Annotated in this window: 17 protein-coding genes and 4 tRNA genes; 11 read left to right on the top strand and 10 right to left on the bottom strand. The window is 65.6% G+C overall.

Annotated elements, in window-relative coordinates:
• Positions 1 to 23: 23 nt before the first annotated feature.
• On the bottom strand, positions 24 to 1,304 hold the full coding sequence (locus tag ACQI5H_RS11245; protein ID WP_427079454.1) for a cytochrome P450: 1,281 nt from the start codon (positions 1,302 to 1,304) through the stop codon (positions 24 to 26).
• 189 nt (positions 1,305 to 1,493) lie between these two features.
• Here ACQI5H_RS11245 and ACQI5H_RS11240 point away from each other — a divergent pair, with 189 nt between their 5' ends.
• A complete protein-coding gene (locus ACQI5H_RS11240) occupies positions 1,494 to 2,048 on the top strand; it encodes a TetR/AcrR family transcriptional regulator (protein WP_427079587.1) in 555 nt (184 codons plus the stop codon).
• Positions 2,049 to 2,205: 157 nt separating this feature from the next.
• The gene (locus ACQI5H_RS11235) at positions 2,206 to 3,045 is read left to right on the top strand and encodes a mycofactocin-coupled SDR family oxidoreductase (protein WP_427079453.1); all 840 of its coding nucleotides are present in this window, start codon (positions 2,206 to 2,208) and stop codon (positions 3,043 to 3,045) included.
• Positions 3,046 to 3,060: 15 nt separating this feature from the next.
• Here ACQI5H_RS11235 and ACQI5H_RS11230 read toward each other — a convergent pair whose 3' ends face one another.
• Genes ACQI5H_RS11230 through ACQI5H_RS11215 form a run of 4 tightly spaced genes read right to left on the bottom strand, consistent with a single transcriptional unit; the run spans position 3,061 to position 7,000 of the window.
• Positions 3,061 to 4,545, bottom strand: coding sequence for an aldehyde dehydrogenase family protein (locus ACQI5H_RS11230; protein ID WP_427079586.1), 1,485 nt, complete (start codon positions 4,543 to 4,545; stop codon positions 3,061 to 3,063).
• Positions 4,538 to 5,338 (bottom strand): carboxymuconolactone decarboxylase family protein, encoded by an 801-nt coding sequence (locus tag ACQI5H_RS11225; RefSeq protein WP_427079452.1) that lies wholly within the window; start codon positions 5,336 to 5,338, stop codon positions 4,538 to 4,540. Before ACQI5H_RS11225 ends, ACQI5H_RS11230 begins: the two co-directional genes overlap by 8 nt.
• A 10-nt stretch (positions 5,339 to 5,348) precedes the next feature.
• Complete coding sequence (locus ACQI5H_RS11220) at positions 5,349 to 6,173, bottom strand: mycofactocin-coupled SDR family oxidoreductase (RefSeq protein WP_427079451.1); 825 nt, start codon at positions 6,171 to 6,173, stop codon at positions 5,349 to 5,351.
• Entirely contained in the window at positions 6,170 to 7,000 is an 831-nt protein-coding gene (locus ACQI5H_RS11215; protein WP_427079450.1) for a mycofactocin-coupled SDR family oxidoreductase, read from the bottom strand. The genes ACQI5H_RS11220 and ACQI5H_RS11215 overlap by 4 nt, the downstream gene beginning before the upstream one ends.
• Positions 7,001 to 7,084: 84 nt before the next feature.
• Between ACQI5H_RS11215 and ACQI5H_RS11210 the strand changes: the two genes are divergently transcribed.
• Positions 7,085 to 7,687: a TetR family transcriptional regulator gene (locus ACQI5H_RS11210; RefSeq protein ID WP_427079585.1), complete on the top strand. Its 603-nt coding sequence runs from the start codon at positions 7,085 to 7,087 to the stop codon at positions 7,685 to 7,687.
• A gap of 40 nt (positions 7,688 to 7,727) precedes the next feature.
• Here ACQI5H_RS11210 and ACQI5H_RS11205 read toward each other — a convergent pair.
• From ACQI5H_RS11205 to ACQI5H_RS11195, 3 genes are all read right to left on the bottom strand, one after another.
• Positions 7,728 to 7,804, bottom strand: a tRNA-Phe gene (locus ACQI5H_RS11205).
• Positions 7,805 to 7,830: 26 nt separating this feature from the next.
• Positions 7,831 to 7,907: transfer RNA gene (locus ACQI5H_RS11200), tRNA-Asp, on the bottom strand.
• 31 nt (positions 7,908 to 7,938) lie between these two features.
• A tRNA-Glu gene (locus ACQI5H_RS11195) sits at positions 7,939 to 8,011 on the bottom strand.
• Positions 8,012 to 8,146: 135 nt separating this feature from the next.
• On the opposite strand from ACQI5H_RS11195, the gene ACQI5H_RS11190 reads away from it, so the two are divergent.
• Positions 8,147 to 8,219: transfer RNA gene (locus ACQI5H_RS11190), tRNA-Lys, on the top strand.
• Between the two features lie 87 nt (positions 8,220 to 8,306).
• The gene (locus ACQI5H_RS11185; protein ID WP_427079449.1) at positions 8,307 to 9,116 is read left to right on the top strand and encodes a TIGR04255 family protein; all 810 of its coding nucleotides are present in this window, start codon (positions 8,307 to 8,309) and stop codon (positions 9,114 to 9,116) included.
• 3 nt (positions 9,117 to 9,119) lie between these two features.
• On the opposite strand, the gene ACQI5H_RS11180 is transcribed toward ACQI5H_RS11185, so the two are convergent.
• Entirely contained in the window at positions 9,120 to 10,019 is a 900-nt protein-coding gene (locus ACQI5H_RS11180; protein WP_427079448.1) for an SAM-dependent methyltransferase, read from the bottom strand.
• A gap of 88 nt (positions 10,020 to 10,107) precedes the next feature.
• Between ACQI5H_RS11180 and ACQI5H_RS11175 the strand changes: the two genes are divergently transcribed.
• Together ACQI5H_RS11175 and ACQI5H_RS11170 are read left to right on the top strand one after the other, a co-directional pair.
• The gene (locus ACQI5H_RS11175) at positions 10,108 to 10,608 is read left to right on the top strand and encodes a nucleoside deaminase (RefSeq protein WP_427079447.1); all 501 of its coding nucleotides are present in this window, start codon (positions 10,108 to 10,110) and stop codon (positions 10,606 to 10,608) included.
• Between the two features lie 34 nt (positions 10,609 to 10,642).
• Positions 10,643 to 11,023, top strand: a complete 381-nt coding sequence (locus ACQI5H_RS11170; protein ID WP_427079446.1) for an ArsR/SmtB family transcription factor — start codon at positions 10,643 to 10,645, stop codon at positions 11,021 to 11,023.
• Here ACQI5H_RS11170 and ACQI5H_RS11165 read toward each other — a convergent pair.
• Positions 11,020 to 12,045: an oxygenase MpaB family protein gene (locus ACQI5H_RS11165; RefSeq protein WP_427079445.1), complete on the bottom strand. Its 1,026-nt coding sequence runs from the start codon at positions 12,043 to 12,045 to the stop codon at positions 11,020 to 11,022. The genes ACQI5H_RS11170 and ACQI5H_RS11165 overlap by 4 nt on opposite strands.
• 69 nt (positions 12,046 to 12,114) lie before the next feature.
• Between ACQI5H_RS11165 and ACQI5H_RS11160 the strand changes: the two genes are divergently transcribed.
• The 4 genes from ACQI5H_RS11160 to ACQI5H_RS11145 all read left to right on the top strand — a co-directional run bounded on the left by ACQI5H_RS11160 (position 12,115) and on the right by ACQI5H_RS11145 (position 17,215).
• Positions 12,115 to 12,729 (top strand): TetR/AcrR family transcriptional regulator, encoded by a 615-nt coding sequence (locus tag ACQI5H_RS11160; RefSeq protein WP_427079444.1) that lies wholly within the window; start codon positions 12,115 to 12,117, stop codon positions 12,727 to 12,729.
• A gap of 117 nt (positions 12,730 to 12,846) precedes the next feature.
• Entirely contained in the window at positions 12,847 to 13,869 is a 1,023-nt protein-coding gene (locus tag ACQI5H_RS11155; RefSeq protein ID WP_427079443.1) for an acyl-ACP desaturase, read from the top strand.
• 7 nt (positions 13,870 to 13,876) lie between these two features.
• Entirely contained in the window at positions 13,877 to 15,010 is a 1,134-nt protein-coding gene (dusB, locus tag ACQI5H_RS11150; protein WP_427079442.1) for a tRNA dihydrouridine synthase DusB, read from the top strand.
• A gap of 150 nt (positions 15,011 to 15,160) precedes the next feature.
• The gene (locus ACQI5H_RS11145) at positions 15,161 to 17,215 is read left to right on the top strand and encodes an LCP family protein (protein ID WP_427079441.1); all 2,055 of its coding nucleotides are present in this window, start codon (positions 15,161 to 15,163) and stop codon (positions 17,213 to 17,215) included.
• Positions 17,216 to 17,240 lie beyond the last annotated feature (25 nt).

The following is a 17,240-nucleotide window of genomic DNA, read 5'->3' as shown; positions in this document are numbered from 1 at the left end:
TCTGCGGCGCGATATCGCCGCTATCAGCCCGCCGGGGCGAACTCGATGTGCAGCTCGGTAAGCCCACGCAGCAGAAACGTGGGTGCGTAGTGATATTGGCGATGGGTAGCCGGCCCGTGCTTGGCCGAACTGATCGCGATGTCGCGCGTCCGGTCGAGCAGGCGGCTGACGGTGATCTGTCCTTCCACGCGGGCAAGCGGCGCACCCGCGCAGGTGTGGATACCGCGGCCGAAGGCAATGTGCTCCCGTACGTTCCTGCGATCGATCTGAAACTCGTTGGGATTCTCGAACTTTCGCGGATCGCGGTTGGCCGCACCCAGGCACAGCATGAGCACAGTGCCGGCCGGGATGCGTACCCCGCCCAGGGTGGTGGTCTTGCGCGCCAGCCGGAAGTCCACCTTGGTGGGGCTCTGCATGCGCAATGCCTCTTCGATGAACGGGCCGACGAGTTCTCGGTCGGCGCGCAGACGCTCCTGTAGCTCCGGCTGGTCGCCGAGCACCTGCACTGCCGAGCTCAGCAGCTTGGTCACGGTCTCCTGTCCGGCCGCGAACAAGAAAGTGGCCGGCCTGACCACCTCCAGCAGCGGAGGCGTCGAGCCATCGGGGTAGGCAGCGCTGGCCAGACCGGTGAGCACGTCCTCGCGCGGTCGTTCGCGTCGCTCGGCAATGTAGCCGCTGAACAAGTCGTCGAGGTATTGCAACGGATTACTGCCGACGGGCTCGTGGTCAAGCGCGCCCACCCTGGTGCCCGGCGCCGTGCCGGCGCCGAGGTTGCGGCGGATCTCCGCGCGATCCTCGTCGGGAACCCCGAGGAGATCGGCGATCGCCAAGGTCGCGAACGGCTTTGCGTAGTCGCCAAGGAACTCGCAGCGGCCGTTGGCGATGAACTCGTCGAGCTGCCGATCCGCCAATTGCCAGATGTAGTCCTTGTTTTCCTGCAACCGGCGCGGCGTCAGCAGCCGCCCCAACAGGGAACGCGCCTTGTCGTGCTCGGGCGGATCCATGACGACCATGTGCTCGAAGATCGGGAACTCGTGGCGATGCGCCTCGATCTGCTCGCTGATGTCGTCGCCTTCCGGGGTGAACGGCAGCGGCGGGAACGGGCCGCCGATCGCGTTGACCGCGGAGAACGAGTCGTGATCTTTGAAAGCGGCTTGCACTTCCTGATAGCCGGTGACGGCCACGACCCCGTAGTGCGGCTCGCGGAATACCGGTCCCTGATCGCGCAGGTGGTCCCAGTACTCATACGGGTCTTGGGCGATTTCGGCGTCGGTGAAGTAGTCGGGCTCAGCGAGATCGGTCACGAGTCGAAATCCTTTCCCGGCCTTCCACCGTATGGACTCATCCGGCCATGAACTGATCGATCGACCAAATTGCTAGGATGCGGTATGCCTACCACGCAGCGCTCGGGCCGGTCAAGCACACCGGCCCCGCCGAAGATCCCGGCGACCCGGCGGAACAGGAAACAGGACGACGCAGGGGCACGCGGCAAGCTGATCGAGGCGACCGCCCGAATCATGCGTGAGGAAGGCTACGCCGCGGCCACGTCGCGCCGCGTCGCCACCGCCGCAGGCGTCAAGCAGGCCCTGGTCTACTACTACTTCCCAACAATGGACGATCTGTTCGTCGAGGTGCTACGCGCCGGCGCGGAGGTAGCGTTAAGCCGCATGCGCGCCTTGCTGGCCGACGACGATCCCCTCCGGGCGCTGTGGCTGCTGAACAGCGATTCGGCGGCGACGACCCTCAACGCCGAGTTCATGGCATTGGCCAACCACCGCAAGACAATTGGCGCCGAGCTGAAGGCATACGCCGAACGCGTTCGCGACATCGAGACCGCCGCGGTCACGATGGTGCTCCGCGCCAATGGCATCGATCTCGAGGAGTATCCCCCACTCGCGATCTCCATGCTGATCGCGCAGACCGCCCGCAGCCTATGCAACGAGAGCGCCGTCGGCGTCACCCAGGGACACGCCGAGTTGCGCGCCTTCGCCGAACGCCAGCTGAGCCTGCTCAAGGCTCCCGCGGCCGCAGCCAAACCACACGGCTAGCACCGCTCAGCAATTCCTGCGGGTGCCACCGTCGTGGTGGGCCGAGCTAGCAGCCGCCCCTCAGCCGGCCTGTTGACAGCGCGCACCCTTTGATGCCAGGCTCCTGATCGATCGACAAAATATTTGAGCGATGACCGGCGAGCAGTGAGGTGCAGTCATGGGTGGGCGAGTTGAGGGCAAGGTGGCCTTTATCACCGGTGCGGCGCGTGGCCAGGGACGCAGTCACGCCGTGCGGCTAGCGCAGGAGGGCGCCGACATCATCGCGGTCGACATCTGTAAGCCGATCAGCAGTAGCAGCGAGATCCCGCCGTCCACACCGGATGACCTCGCCAAGACCGCCGATCTCATCAAGGGCCTCAACCGTCGCGTCGTGGCCGCCGAGGTCGACGTGCGCGACTACGGCGCTTTGAAAGCGGCAGTCGACAGCGGCGTCGAGCAGCTGGGCCGCTTGGACATCATCTGCGCCAACGCCGGAATCGGCAACGGAGGCCGGACTCTCGACAAGACCAGTGAAGACGACTGGCGCGACATGATCGACGTCAACCTCTCGGGCGTCTGGAAGACGGTCAAAGCCGGTGTCCCCCACTTGATTTCGCAGGGTCAGGGCGGATCGATCATCCTGACCAGCTCAGTCGGCGGGCTCAAGGCCTACCCGCACACCGGTCACTACATCGCCGCCAAACACGGTGTCGTCGGCTTGATGCGCACCTTCGCCGTCGAACTTGGCCAGCACTTCATCCGGGTCAACTCCGTCCACCCCACCAATGTGAACACCCCGATGTTCATGAACGAGGGGACGATGAAACTCTTTAGGCCCGATCTGCAAAATCCGGGTCCGGACGACCTCAAGGTCGCCGCACAGTTCATGCACGTGCTGCCGATCGGCTGGGTCGAGCCGGTTGATATCAGCAACGCGGTGCTGTTCTTGGCGTCGGATGAATCCCGTTACATCACGGGGCTTCCCGTCACCGTCGATGCGGGGAGCATGCTCAAGTAGCCTCCCGCTCCGAATTCAGGTCGCGGGCATGCCGATGCGGATGTTTTTGGCTTGGAGGAATTCGTAGAGCCCGTCGGGCCCGCCGCTGCGCCCAAAGCCGCTGTGCTTGTAGCCGCCGTAGGGCCCCTGGGGCTCGATGTCGCTATGGGTGTTGATCCACACCGAACCGGCTTCGAGTTTGCGCGCGACGCGGTGCGCGCGAAGCAGGTCAGTCGTCTGTAGGAAAGCGTTGAGCCCGAACTGGGTGTCGTTGGCCAGGCTGATGGCATGGTCCTCGTCCCGGAACCGCATCACCGAGACCACCGGACCGAAGGTTTCGCGTTGGGCCACTGCGGCACCGTTGTCAACCTCGGCGAAGACGGTGGGTTCGATGTAGAAACCGTTGGCGAGTTCGCCGCCGATGCGGTGTCCGCCCAGAATGAGTTCTCCGGTTTTGCTGGCGATCGTGTCGTCGATGACGGCCATGATCCGTTCGGTGGCGCTGTGACTGATCACCGGGCCGAACAAGACGTCGGACCGCAACGGATCACCGACCGGAGCGGATCGCACCACGGCCAGGAATTTGCCCAGGAAGGCGTCGTAGATGCTGTCCTGCACCAGGATTCGGCTCGCGCAGGCGCAGCTCTGGCCGGACTGGGTCAACGGTCCCTGGAAGGCCGCCAAGGTGGCCGCGGTGTCAAGGTCGGCGTCGGCGAACACGATGTTGGCGGATTTCCCGCCGAGTTCGGCGATCACCGGTGTCAGATTGCCCGCGGCGGTGCGCAATACCTCGCGAGCGGTGGCGTGGCCGCCGGTGAAATGGATCTTTGCGATCCCCGGATGAGCGACCAACGCTTGCCCGCCATCGGCCTTGGCCGGCAGCACGTTGACCAGTCCCGGTGGGAGTCCGGCCTCGAGGCAGAGCTCGCCGAATCGCAACGGCGCCAACGGGGCTAGCTCGGAGGGCTTGAGGACGACGGCGTTGCCGGCGGCCAGTGCCGGCGCGACGGCCAAGCCGATGACCACCAGGGGGCCGTTCCACGGCGTGATCACCGCGACCACGCCGTAGGGTTCGCGTTCGACGATGTTGACGTCGAAGCCGCCGCTGACGGGAGTGCTCAGGCCGTGGGCTTTGTCGACATAGCCGGCGTAGTACCGGAGAAATCGCTCGGTGAGCACCGAGTTTGCGGCCATGGCCAGGGGCACCCCGTAGTCGCAGGCGTTGATGGCCGCCAGTTCGGCAGCGTGCTGCGCCACCAAATCCGCCAACGCCATCAGCAGATCGCGGCGCCGATCGACCGGAAAGCCGACCCATTGTCGTTGCGCGTCGCGGGCGGCGCCGATCGCTCGATCGATCTCGGCGGGGCCGGCAAGCTCGATGGCTGCGTTCGGTTGACCGGTTCCCGGGTAGATGTGCTCGTGAATCCCGCCGGAGGCGCCCGTGACCCGCTCGTCCGCAATCAGCAGCGCGCCGGACGGCAGCGCGGCGGCATCGACGACGGTCGTCGCCGCGTCACCCATCGTGGGCCGATTCGGCCAGGACACGTTGTTTCTGTTCGGCGATGACCTGGTTCAGGTAAGAAGCTTTCGGCCATCCGTAGTAGGCGGCGAAATGCAATGCGAATTCGTCCATCTCATCGAAAGAAAGGTCACCGCTTTTCAACGCGGCGTAGACGTGAGACATGATCGGGTACTGGGCGTCCTGAAAACCCACACACGCCAGCGTGATCAGGCGCCGCTCCTTCATACCAAGGCCGGGCCTCAACCACATCTCCCCGAACACGAAGTTGAGGATTCCCGCGCCCGAATACGGGTTGTCCCGCGGCGGCGCAAACGGCAGACAGTTGATCTCACGGAACGCGTCCTCACCGCCGGCCAGGCGCGCGTCGGGGTCGCTCGGGGTCACCAGCGGAAGCAACGGTGGCGGCGACGGGAGACTCTCGCCGCGCTCGCGCGCAATGCGTTCCCACTGACTATCGACGACCATGTTGAACTGCGATGCTTTCGGCCAGCCCGCATACACCGCGAAATGCAGGACAGCTTCCCGCATTTCGATGATCGTGAGATCGCCGCTTCGTAGCGCGGCATACACGTGCTGCTCCAGCACGGAAGTCACGTCGGCGCCGGCGACGCAGGCCAGCGTGACGAACCGGCGGTCGCGGCGACTCAGACCAGGGCGGCTCCAGACCTCGGCGAACACGAAATCGATGAGCCCGTCGGCGATCGCCGGGCTGCTGTCGCCGGGTGCATCGACCGTCATCACCTCGGCGAATTCGACGCGTCCTCGCTCGCGCCGCTGACTTTTGCTGCTCATCTGTGCCCCGCTATCTGATCGTCACGCCGGCATCGACGGTGAACTGTAACCCCGTCACGTGGCGTGCCTCGTCGGAGACGAGGAACAGCACCGCATTGCTGACGTCGATGGCCTCGGTCATCAACACCGGTAGCGCGTTCATGAACAGCGGGCCCAAATCGGGTCGCCGCTCGGCGATGAGTTGATGCATCGACGGCGGCGCCATCCCCGTGGGCACACCCGTCGGGTGCACGGTGTTGACGCGAATGCTCTGCGCGGCAAGCTCGTTGGCCAACGCCAGGCTCATCCCGACGATGCCGTGCTTGGCGGCGGTGTAGGGCGTGTGCAGCGGGGTGCCCTTGATGCCGGCGGACGAACTGATATTGACCAAGCTGCCGCCGCCCGCGGCGACCAGGTGCGGCAGAGCCGCCGCACACGTATTCCAGGCGCCGATCAGGTTGATGTCCACCACCAGCCGCCATTGGTCGGGCGTGGTCGTGTCCCAGGTGCCCACGGTCAATACGCCGGCGTTGGCCACCGCGGCATCCAGGCCCCCGAGTTCGGCAGCCCCCTCGTCGACCGCGGCCTTGAGCGCCGCAGCGTCCCGCACGTCGACGACCTTCGTGATGACCGATCGGCCAAATTGGGCAACGAGTTTGGCGGTCTGGCGCAGGTCGTCCTCGGTCGCCAGCGCATATTCCAAACCGTCGGGAGTAGCGCAGACGTCGACCAGCAGGCAGTCCGCGCCCTCTTCGGCCAACCGCACCGCGTGGCTGCGGCCCATTCCGCGGGCCGCACCGGTGATCAAGACTCGCTTGCCGGCCACCCGGCCCCGTGTCGCGGCCGTGGCGGTCATAGCTTGTTGCAGAAGCCGGCGTCCACGGGGAACGTCACCCCGGTGACGTACTTGGCCTCGTCGGAAACGAGGTACGCGATCGCCGCACTGATGTCTTCGGGCTCGAGCATTTCGACCGGCATCGGATTTTGCAGGTGCGCACCGCCTTCCGGGAAGCTCTCCAAGAATTCGGTCATTGCGGGATTGACGGCCATCATCGTGCGTACCGCGGTGGGATGAACAGTGTTGACTCGAATGCTGTAGGGCGCCAACGTGTTCGCCAGCGTACGCATCAGTCCCACGACCCCGTGCTTGGACGCCGCATACCCCAGCCCACCGCCCTGCAGGCCGCCGAAGCCGCGCAGCCCGGCGGTCGAGCTCGTGAATACGATCGCCCCGCCGCGTTGCCCGGCAAGCAGATGGGGGATCGCTGCCCACGCGGTGTGGTAGGCGCCATCCAGGTTGACCCCGATGGCCGCCCTCCATTGCGCCAGCTCCTCCTCGATGGTCAACTGACGAAACGCGACGGGTGCGATCCCCGCGTTGGCGCAGACGATATCGAGCCGACCGAAATGCTCGACCCCGCCGTCCAGCGCAACCTTGACTTGCAGGAAATCGCGCACATCGGCCACCGTGCCGACCATCTTGCCGCCCTCGGCTTCCACGAGCTCGATCGTTTCCTCGAGCTCATCGCGAGTGGCCATCGCATACCCGTTCGCCGGGATGTCGGCGCAGATATCGATCCCGATGATGTCGGCGCCGTCCCGGGCCAGTCGCACCGCATGACTGCGGCCCTGCCCACGTGCCACCCCGGTGACGAAAGCCACCTTGCCGTCTAGACCGCCCACCAGCCCCTCGCTTCGCTGCGCCGTTAGTAACCGCGTTACTCTGGTTGGGACAGTAACATCGTTATCGTGGTCGGTAAAGCGGCGATGCGAGACAGCGAGAGGTCAGCAGCGGCGTCGGAGGTCGCGCCCGATCCCCTCATCGACATCGTGGTCGACCTGCTCGACACACAGGGCTATGACGCGGTCCAGCTGCGGGAAGTCGCACGTCGAGCGCGCATGTCGCTCACCACGATCTACAAGCGCTACCCGACGCGAGACGAACTCATCGTCGCCGCCCTGCGATGGTGGATGGACACCCATCGCTACGCCGCCTTGACCTCGGACCGCTCCCCGTCGTCCGAGGAATCGATCTACGACGGGCTCATGTGGATCTTCCGGGCGATCTTCGAACCCTGGGAAAAGCACCCGAATATGCTGCGGGCCTACGTGCGGGCCAAGGCCGGCCCGGGCGGTGACGCGCTCACGCAGCATGGGTTCGATGTGGTCGTGCCCGCCGCATTGGCCGTGCTGAGCAATTGCGACGACCGGTTCGCCGAGGACGTGGGCGTCATCCTGACGGGCATCGTCTATGGAACATTGGGCCGGTTCGCCTCCGGCGCCATCGCGATCACCGACATTGTGCCCACGATCGAACGCACCGTGTATTGGCTCGCCAAGGCGCACGAAAACGTCTACGGCGATCGATAGCCCGAAACCGGGCCCGGCACAAGGTTTTTCGCTCGATGCTTGGTGGCCAGGGGCGGGATCGAACCGCCGACCTTCCGCTTTTCAGGCGGACGCTCATACCGACTGAGCTACCTGGCCGGAAGGCAGCGAGTGCCTCGCCGCGCTGGCGACCCTGACGGGACTCGAACCCGCGACCTCCGCCGTGACAGGGCGGCGCGCTAACCAACTGCGCCACAGGGCCTTGCTGCTGCTCCGCGTCACCGCGTCGCGCGTACCCCCAACGGGATTCGAACCCGTGCTACCGCCGTGAAAGGGCGGCGTCCTAGGCCACTAGACGATGGGGGCCAGAACCGAATCACTCCGGGGTACTCGCAACGTGGTTACCGTTGGGAGCCACGTCAGCTTAGGTTACCGCGTGCCGAATCCTCAAACGAGCGCCGTTCGGGCGCCGTTCCCAACCCAGTATCCTGAATCTCCGCGGCCCCTATAGCTCAGTTGGTAGAGCTACGGACTTTTAATCCGCAGGTCCTAGGTTCGAGTCCTAGTGGGGGCACCGAGAGGCGCGTGACCTGGGCTGTTGCTCGACATTGTTGGCTTCGGGTGATGGGCTGGCACTCCCTACCCGGCAGACGGCTTGGCTATGCTTCGCAGGATGAGCGGCGACGCGGCCTCCCCCAACGCCCCGGTAGCCCTGGTTACGCTGGAAATCCGTCACCCGGCAACGGATTCCCCCACCGAATCGTCGAGCAAAGAACTGAAAAACCTGCTCTTCGAATACCTGCCGATCGAACGCCAGGGCCAAGACATGGCTTGGGCGATGGGCGCCGGCGGAAGTCCGACTCCGACCACGGAGCGCTTCGCCCGCTACGTCAACCGGGACAACACGCTCGCCGCCTCGTTGAAAACCCAGGCGCTCGTCGTGGAGACGACCGCGTACACGGACTTCGACTCGTTGGTCGACGTCACGATGCGGGTCGTCGACGCCCGCTCGCAGGTCTCGTCGATCGTGGGAGTGGAGCGCATCGGTCTGCGGTATGTCCTGGAGGCACGTGTCCCCGTGGGCGCGGATGGTCGCATCGACTGGGCCAGCGGGATCGCCGAGCCTCTGCTGGGGCCCCAGCAGGTCGCACCCGGCGGCCTGACACTGACCGAGTGGCAAGGCGCCGCGGTCTATCGCGAGGCGCAACCGGGCAAGTCGATCATCGTGCGCTACGGCCCGGGTTTGGGCCAGGCGCTTGATCCGAACTACCACCTGCGCCGGACGATACCGGTCCAGCCCGGACCGTTTTTCCTGCTAGATATCGACAGCTTCTGGACACCGGTCGGCTCGATACCCGAATACGACCGGGAAACGGTGCGCGAGACATTCCGCAGTCTGTACGACCCCGCCCGCGCCGTGTTTCAGGAAATGCTCATCGGCCGCCCGCAGGACGACCCGCTTCGTTCGTAGGGCTCAGCGCGCGAGCACCGCGCTGGAGTAGGTCACGTCGGCGAACGCCGCGGCGACGTCGTCGTCGGGGTAGGTGAAACCGTTGGCCGCGTGCAACTCCGCCACCGTGCGGGTCGAGGTCTGCCAGCCGCGCTCGTTCAGATGGTCGACGATGTGGCTGCGCGAGCCGTGATAGACGAGATCGTTGAAGTCGATTTCGAACCCCAGTTCACTCATCCGGTCGTGGTGCGCGCGCCACCGCTCGTCGGCGAAAATCGCAGTGTCGGGCACGAATTCAAACGCGAGCCGACTGCCGCGGGCGCTCAGCGCGGTGACGTTGTCGAACAGCGCATCCTGCGCCGCGTCCGGCAAATACACCAGCAATCCTTCGGCGCTCCACGCCGCGGGGGCCTGCGGGTCAAAGCCCGCCTCCTGCAGCGCGGCGGCCCAGTCGTCGCGCAGATCGATGCCCACGGTGCGCCGTTCGGCGCTCGGCTCGGCGCCGAGGTCGCCGAGCGTCAGGGTCTTGAACTCGATCACCTCCGGCATGTCGACCTCGTAGACCACGGTGCCCGCCGGCCACGGCAGCCGGTAGGCGCGCGCGTCGAGACCGGCCGCCAGGATTACCGCCTGGCCAACCCCGCCCCGTGCGGCGTCGAGAAAGAATTGGTCGTAGAACCTGGTGCGGCAAGCCATCCCCCGAGCCATGCGGTGTGGATCGAATTCGGAATCCCCGCCGACCGGGATCTGCCCGTTGACCAATCGGACGTAGACATCGATTCCCACCGCGCGCACCAACGGCGCCGCGAACGGGTCATCGATGTACTTCGCGTCGGAAGACAGCGCCCGCTGGGCGGCGACCATCGTCGCCGTCGCCCCGACACTGGTCGCAAGATCCCAGCGATCGCTATCGGTGCGCGCCATGTGTTCCCTCATCCCAGCCCGAAAAATATAGACAGTCTGGTTACTATCACAGGCCGCTTCCCGGGCCCTCGCGACTACCCTCCGAGCTGTGACCGACTTCGCCCAGCGCACGATCGACCTGGCCCGCCAGAACGTCGCCGAGGGCGGCCGGCCCTTCGCGACGGTGATCATTCAGGGCGGCCAGGTTCTCGCCGAGAGCGCCAACAAGGTGGCGCAGACCAACGATCCGACCGCACACGCGGAAATCCTGGCCATCCGGGAGGCGTGCATGAAGCTGGGCACCGAGGACCTCGTCGACGCCACGATCTATGTGATGGCCCACCCGTGCCCAATGTGCCTGGGTTCGCTGTACTACTGCTCACCCAAAGAAGTCGTCTTCCTGATCACCCGCGAGTCATACGAGCGGTACTACCTGGACGACCGCAAATACTTCGAGGTCTCGTCCTTCTACGACGAATTCGCCAAGAGCTGGGACCAGCGGCGCCTGCCGATGCGCTACGAACCCCGGGACGACGCCGTGGACGTCTATCGCTTGTGGAACGACCGCAACGGCGGTCGGCGTCGATCCACCGACGTCCCGTCGTCCTGAACCCGCACGCGGCCTTTCCCGTTACTATCTGCGTATGCATGCAGGTAATGGCGAAGGCCGGTTGCCCGACGACCAGGCCAGCCTGGTGGTCGAGGTCTTCCGGATGCTGGCCGACGCCACCCGCGTGCAGGTGCTCTGGTCGCTGACGCATCGCGAGATGTCGGTCAACGAACTCGCCGAGCATGTGGGCAAGCCCGCGCCGTCGGTTTCCCAGCACCTCGCGAAGCTGCGGATGGCACGTCTCGTGCGCACCCGCAGGGACGGCACCACCATCTTCTACAGCCTGGAGAACGACCACGTCCGACAGCTCGTGATCGATGCCGTGTTCAACGCCGAGCATGCCGGTCCCGGGGTCCCCCGTCATCACCGCGGTGACGGTGGACTGAAGGCAGTCGCCGAATCGCCGCTAAGTTAGGAGACCTTGGGGCAGTAGTGCTTTGGGTCGCCGCGCTCGTCCAATGGCGGCAAGTTACGCGCGGGAGTCTGCACCAGCGGGGTGTCGCGCGAGATTCTCCCCGCGGCACGGTCCCAGCCGGCGCGGGCCCGCGGGTGCTTTCGGAATCGGCTTGGCACGAAAGCGAATACGAGACGAACGAGGTCGCCGAAGCGGCGGTGCAGCCATTCGTCGCGGCGCGACCAGCGGTAGCCCATCAGCTCACGCACCGGCGGATCGTAAAGGCCGACGGTGAGCCAGACGAAGAACGGTGCCAGCAATTTGCGTTGTGCGGCCCATAGCCAATCCGGAACCCCTTGGGCGAAAGGAGGTTTGGGTAGCACGGTCAGATCAAGCACGGCACGTGCCGCCTCATTGTTCTCCAATACGTTGCGGCACATGTGGTCCCAGTAGTCCTGGAATTCCTCCCAGGACGCCGGCACCGGCCGCATGCTCATGCCGTACATCCGATACCAGTCGATGTGTTCGTCGAACAGCTGGCGCTTCTGCGCCTCGCTCACGCCGCCGCAAAACCGTTCGGCCACATGAATAGTGCCGACAAAGAAGGTGGCGTGCGCCCAGTAGAAGACATCGGGGTTCAAGGCGTGGTAGCGGCGGCCCTGATCGTCGACGCCCTTGATGTTGGTGTGGTAATCACGGACCTCGCCGCCGGTGACCGGGGCGCGTTCCCCGTCGAAAACGACGCCGCCGATCGGATACAACGACCGCAGCAGCCGGGGCCACCGTTCCCGGAAGAACGTCGAGTGATCGATGACGGCCGCGCCCAGTTGCGGGTGCATGTTTTGCATCGAACCCGCCCACGGCCCCTGCAGCATGCCGCGCCAATCCCCGAAGTACCGCCAGGTCAGGGAGTCGGGTCCGAGCGGACTGGGCGGCGCGTCGTAGCCGAGCGGCGAGACCGGACAACCGCCCGCCACCCCAGCCGACTCGCTCGGGGCTGCGGCGCTGGTCAGCGGGCGCGCTGCGGACGTATGTTGAGTCACGGTTGGATTCCCTGCTAGCTATCCGAGATTCTGACTACATGCGTTGTCAGTTTTCAGCTTAGGAGCCATGTGGAGCCCAGTCAACGACGGGGCCGTTGGACCGGCGTCCCCCTGGAGAGTCGCCTGGCCCTGCGCCGCGACAACCTCATCGACGCCGGGGTGCAGTTGCTGGGCAGCGAACGCGGGCCCGCGCTGACCGTCCGTGCGGTGTGCCGCAAGGCCGCACTGACCGAACGCTATTTCTACGAAAGCTTTTCCGACCGTGACGAATTCGTGCGCGCGGTCTACGACGACGTGTGCACCCGGGCGATGAGCACCCTTACGTCGGCGAAGACCCCTCGGGAAGCCGTCGAACAATTCGTCGAGCTGATGGTCGACGACCCCGTGCGCGGGCGCGTGCTGCTGCTGGCACCGGCCGTCGAGCCGATACTGACCCGGTCGGGCGCGGAGTGGATGCCCAACTTCATCGAGCTGCTGCAGCGCAAGCTGTCGCGGATCGGCGATCCCGTTTTGCAGAAGATGATCGCGACCAGCCTGGTCGGCGGCCTGTCCAGTCTGTTCACCGCGTACCTGAACGGGCAGCTCGGGGCCACCCGCAAGGAATTCATCGACTACTGCGTCAGCATGCTGTTCAACACCGCGGCCCCCTTTGTCCCCACGCCTGAGCTGGGAAAATCCGAGTAGAGGTCGTCACCGGGCGCGGATCGAACTGTGACCTGACGTGCGGCGAGGGAACTTGATGCTACTGAGGTACACAGATATATTGACTGCTACCAATCGACACAGATAACTGGAGGCACTATGTCAGCTGAGCTGACCGACCTACAGCTGTTGCATGAACTCGAGCCGGTCGTCGAGAAGTACCTGAACCGGCACGAAAGCATGCACAAGAATTGGAACCCGCACGACTACATCCCGTGGTCGGACGGAAAGAACTTCTACGCGCTCGGCGGGCAGGACTGGGACCCCGAGCAGAGCAAGCTGTCCGACCTCGCCCAGGTGGCGATGGTGCAGAACCTGATGACCGAGGACAACCTGCCCTCGTATCACCGCGAGATCGCGATGAACTTCGGCATGGACGGCGCCTGGGGGCAGTGGGTCAACCGCTGGACCGCCGAGGAGAACCGGCACGGGATCGCGCTGCGGGACTACCTGGTGGTGACCCGCGCGGTCGACCCGGTCGAATTGGAGAAGCTGCGGCTTGAGGTGGTGAACCGCGGCTTCAGCCCCGGCCAGAACCACCAGGTTCGAGAAGACCTGTTCGCCGAGAGCCTCTTCGACTCCGTCATCTACGTCACCTTCCAGGAGCTGGCGACCCGCATTTCGCACCGCAACACCGGCAAGGCCTGCAACGAGACCATCGCCGACCAACTGCTGGCCAAGATCTCGGCCGACGAAAACCTGCACATGATCTTCTACCGGGACGTCAGCGAGGCCGGGTTCGCGATCGATCCCAATCGGGCGACGAAGTCGTTGCACAAGATCCTGCGCAACTTCCAGATGCCCGGCTTCCAGGTGCCCGAGTTCCGGCGCAAGGCCGTCTTCATCGCCGTCGGCGGCGTGTACGACCCTCGAATCCATCTCGACGAGGTCGTGATGCCGATTCTGAAGAAGTGGCGCTTCTTCGAGCGCGAGGACATCACGGGTGAGGCGGCCGAATTGCGCGAGGACCTCGCCCTGCTGATCAAGGAACTCGAGACGACCTGCGACAAGTTCGAGGTGTCCAAGCAGCGCCAGCTCGATCGGGAAGCCCGCACCGGCAAGAAGACGACCGCAGCTGAGCTGCACCAGACCGCGGGCACGCTGACCATGAGCCGGCGGTAACCAAGCGGTGCGCATCGGTTCCATCGCGGTCGCCAGCCCGGTGGTGCTGGCGCCGATGGCGGGTGTGACCAACGTCGCATTCCGGACGCTGTGCCGCGAGTTGGAGCAGGCGAAGGTCGGCACCGTCAGCGGGCTGTACGTCTGCGAAATGGTGACGGCGCGTGCGCTCGTCGAGCGCCACCCCGTCACGATGCACATGACGACGTTCTCCCCGGACGAGTCGCCACGCTCGCTGCAGCTCTACACCGTCGACCCCGCCACCACCTACGCGGCCGCCAAGATGATCGCCGACGAAGGCCTGGCCGACCACATCGACATGAACTTCGGCTGCCCGGTGCCCAAAGTGACCAAGCGCGGCGGCGGGGCGGCGCTGCCGTTCAAGCGGCGGCTGTTCGGCCAGATCGTCGCCGCTGCCGTCCGCGCCACCGAGGGCACCGCCATACCGGTGACCGTCAAGTTCCGCATCGGCATCGACGACGACCACCACACCCACCTGGATGCCGGTCGCATCGCCGAAGCTGAGGGCGCTGCGGCGGTCGCGCTGCACGCCCGCACGGCGGCGCAACGCTATTCCGGCACCGCCGATTGGGAACAGATCGCGCTGCTCAAGCAGCAGGTCACGACCATCCCCGTGCTCGGCAACGGCGACATCTACGACGCCAGCGACGCGCTGGCAATGATGGCCAGCACCGGATGCGACGGCGTGGTCATCGGCCGCGGATGCCTCGGCCGGCCCTGGCTTTTCGCCGAACTGTCGGCCGCGTTCACCGGCAGCCCCCCGCCCGTCCCGCCCACGCTGGGCGAGGTCGCCGACATTGTCCGCCGGCACGGGCAGCTGCTGGCCGCGCACTTCGGCGAAGACAAGGGCATGCGCGACATCCGCAAGCACATCGCCTGGTACCTGCACGGCTTTCCCGCCGGATCGGAGCTGCGCCGCGCGCTGGCGATGGTCAGCACGCTGACCGAACTCGACTCCCTGCTGGATCGATTGGACTGCACCGTCGCTTTCCCGGACGCGGCGACCGGGCCCCGGGGCCGGCAGGGTTCGCCCGCCCGAGTGGCCCTGCCCGAGGGTTGGCTGACCGACCCGGACGACTGCACCGTGCCGGCCGGGGCGGACGTCATGCACTCCGGCGGCTGAACCCGAGCGCTCTTGAAATCGCGTCCCGCGGGATAACTCAGTACGATGTGGGCTTTGTTGCATTGCGTTCTGCGGCGGATCGGGTTACCCGGTTAACGCGCACACGGACACCACTGACGTCCGCATCAGAGATTCGGAGGCCGGTAGGACATGGGTGACGGCGAGTACGACGCCACTCCCGGCCGTCGGCGTGCGTCCAGCGCCCGCCCACTACCGACGCTTCGTCCCGCGCCGTGGGAGCGGTTCTCCGAGCCGGAGCTCAATGAAGGCGTCCACCGATGGCAGCCCGAGCCTTCCCTCATCGAGTCCGCGCGGCCCGTTATCGAGCGCCCGGTCGAGCCCGAAGCCGGTGACGACGAGCCCGGGGGCTGCCACACCTCCGGTGGAGTCAGCGTCGCCGACCTGATCGCCAAAGTGGGTGGCCCGGCCGGCAGGCGGCCCAGCCACCACCACTTCGCCCCGGATATCGCCGAGCCGGAAATACCCAACGCTCTGCAGGACACCCAGGTCATCGACACCCCGGCGTACTCGCTCGACGTCGTCTCCGACCTCGCCGACCTCGATGACACCTTCGACCCGCCGGTCGATGAGCCCGGCGACACCGCCGAGGCGCCGCTACGAAAACTCAAATCGCGGCGGCGGCCGCTGCTGCTCGCCGGGCGCTCACTGACGGCGTTGTTCGCCGTGCTTGCGCTGGTTCTCACCGGCGGGGCGTGGCAGTGGAGCACGTCGAAAAACAGCCGCCTCAACACGATCAACGCGCTCGACCCGGACTCGGGCGACATTCGCGACCCCGGTGGACAGTACGGTGACGAAAACTTCTTGATCGTCGGGGTCGACTCGCGCGCCGGGGACAACGCCAACATGGGCGCCGGCGACACCGACGCCGCCGACGGCCAGCGGTCGGACACGGTGATGTTGGTCAACATCCCGGCGAACCGCAAACGCGTCGTGGCGGTGTCGTTCCCCCGCGACCTGGCGATCACCCCGATGCAATGTGAGGCCTGGAATCCCAACACGGCCAAGTACGGACCCCTTTTCGACGCGAAGACCAAGACGTGGGGCCCCAAGATGATCTACACCGAGACCAAGCTGAACTCGGCGTTCGCCTTCGGCGGTCCCAAGTGTCTGGTGAAGGAAATTCAGAAGCTGTCCGGCTTGAACATCAACCGTTTCATCGCCGTTGACTTTTCCGGTTTCGCGAGGATGGTCGATGCCCTGGGCGGTGTCGAGGTGTGCTCCACCACGCCGCTGCACGACTACGAACTGGGCACGGTCTTGGAACACAGCGGACGTCAAGTCCTCGATGGCCCAACCGCATTGAATTATGTGCGGGCGCGTCAGGTCACCACCGAGACCAACGGTGACTACGGCCGCATCAAACGCCAGCAGCTGTTCTTGTCGTCGCTGCTGCGTGCGTTGATCTCCGAGGACACGTTGCTCGATCTCAACAAGCTCAACAACGTCGTCAATTTGGTGATCGGCGACACCTACGTCGACAACGTCAAGACCAGGGACCTCGTCCAGCTGGGTCAGTCGTTGCAGGGCATGGCGGCCGGACACATGACGTTTGTCACCGTTCCGACCGGCGTCACGGACCAGAACGGGGACGAGCCGCCGCGCATGGCCGATATGCGGGCGCTATTCGATGCGATCATCAACGACGATCCGTTGCCGGAGGAAAACGACCAGAACGCAAGGAATTTGGGGACTTCCCAAGCCTCGGGTCCGACGACCGCGCCCACCACCAAGAAGACGACACCCCCGAGCGCCGCTCCGGAGGCGCAACGCCAGCAGGTCACGGCGGCCTCCCCGCAGGACGTCACGGTGCGGGTATCCAACGCGACCGCGCGAACCGGTCTCGCCGCGACCGCCACCACCCAGCTCAAGCGCGACGGCTTCAACGTGATGACGCCCGATGACTACCCGAGTTCGGTGAACTCGACGACGGTGTTGTTCTCGCCCGGCAACGAACAGGCCGCGGCCGCGGTGGCGTCGTCGTTCGCCAACGCAAAGGTGCAGCGGGTCTCCGGCTACGGGCAGGTCGTCCAGGTGGTGCTAGGCCCCGACTTCAACTCGGTGAGCACACCGGCGCCGAGCGGTTCGCCGATCAGCATGCAGATAGAGCGTGGTTCGGGAAGCGCACCGACCAAGCTGCCCGACGACCTGAGCGTCACCAACGCCGCCGACACCACCTGCGGTTAACGGTTTCTCGCGTCAGTCGACCGCC

It is taken from the genome of Mycobacterium heidelbergense (assembly GCF_050205645.1).
Taxonomy (GTDB): domain Bacteria; phylum Actinomycetota; class Actinomycetes; order Mycobacteriales; family Mycobacteriaceae; genus Mycobacterium; species Mycobacterium heidelbergense_A.
The sequence above is the reverse complement of the archived record's forward strand: the minus strand, read 5'-3'. Positions and strand labels throughout refer to the sequence as shown.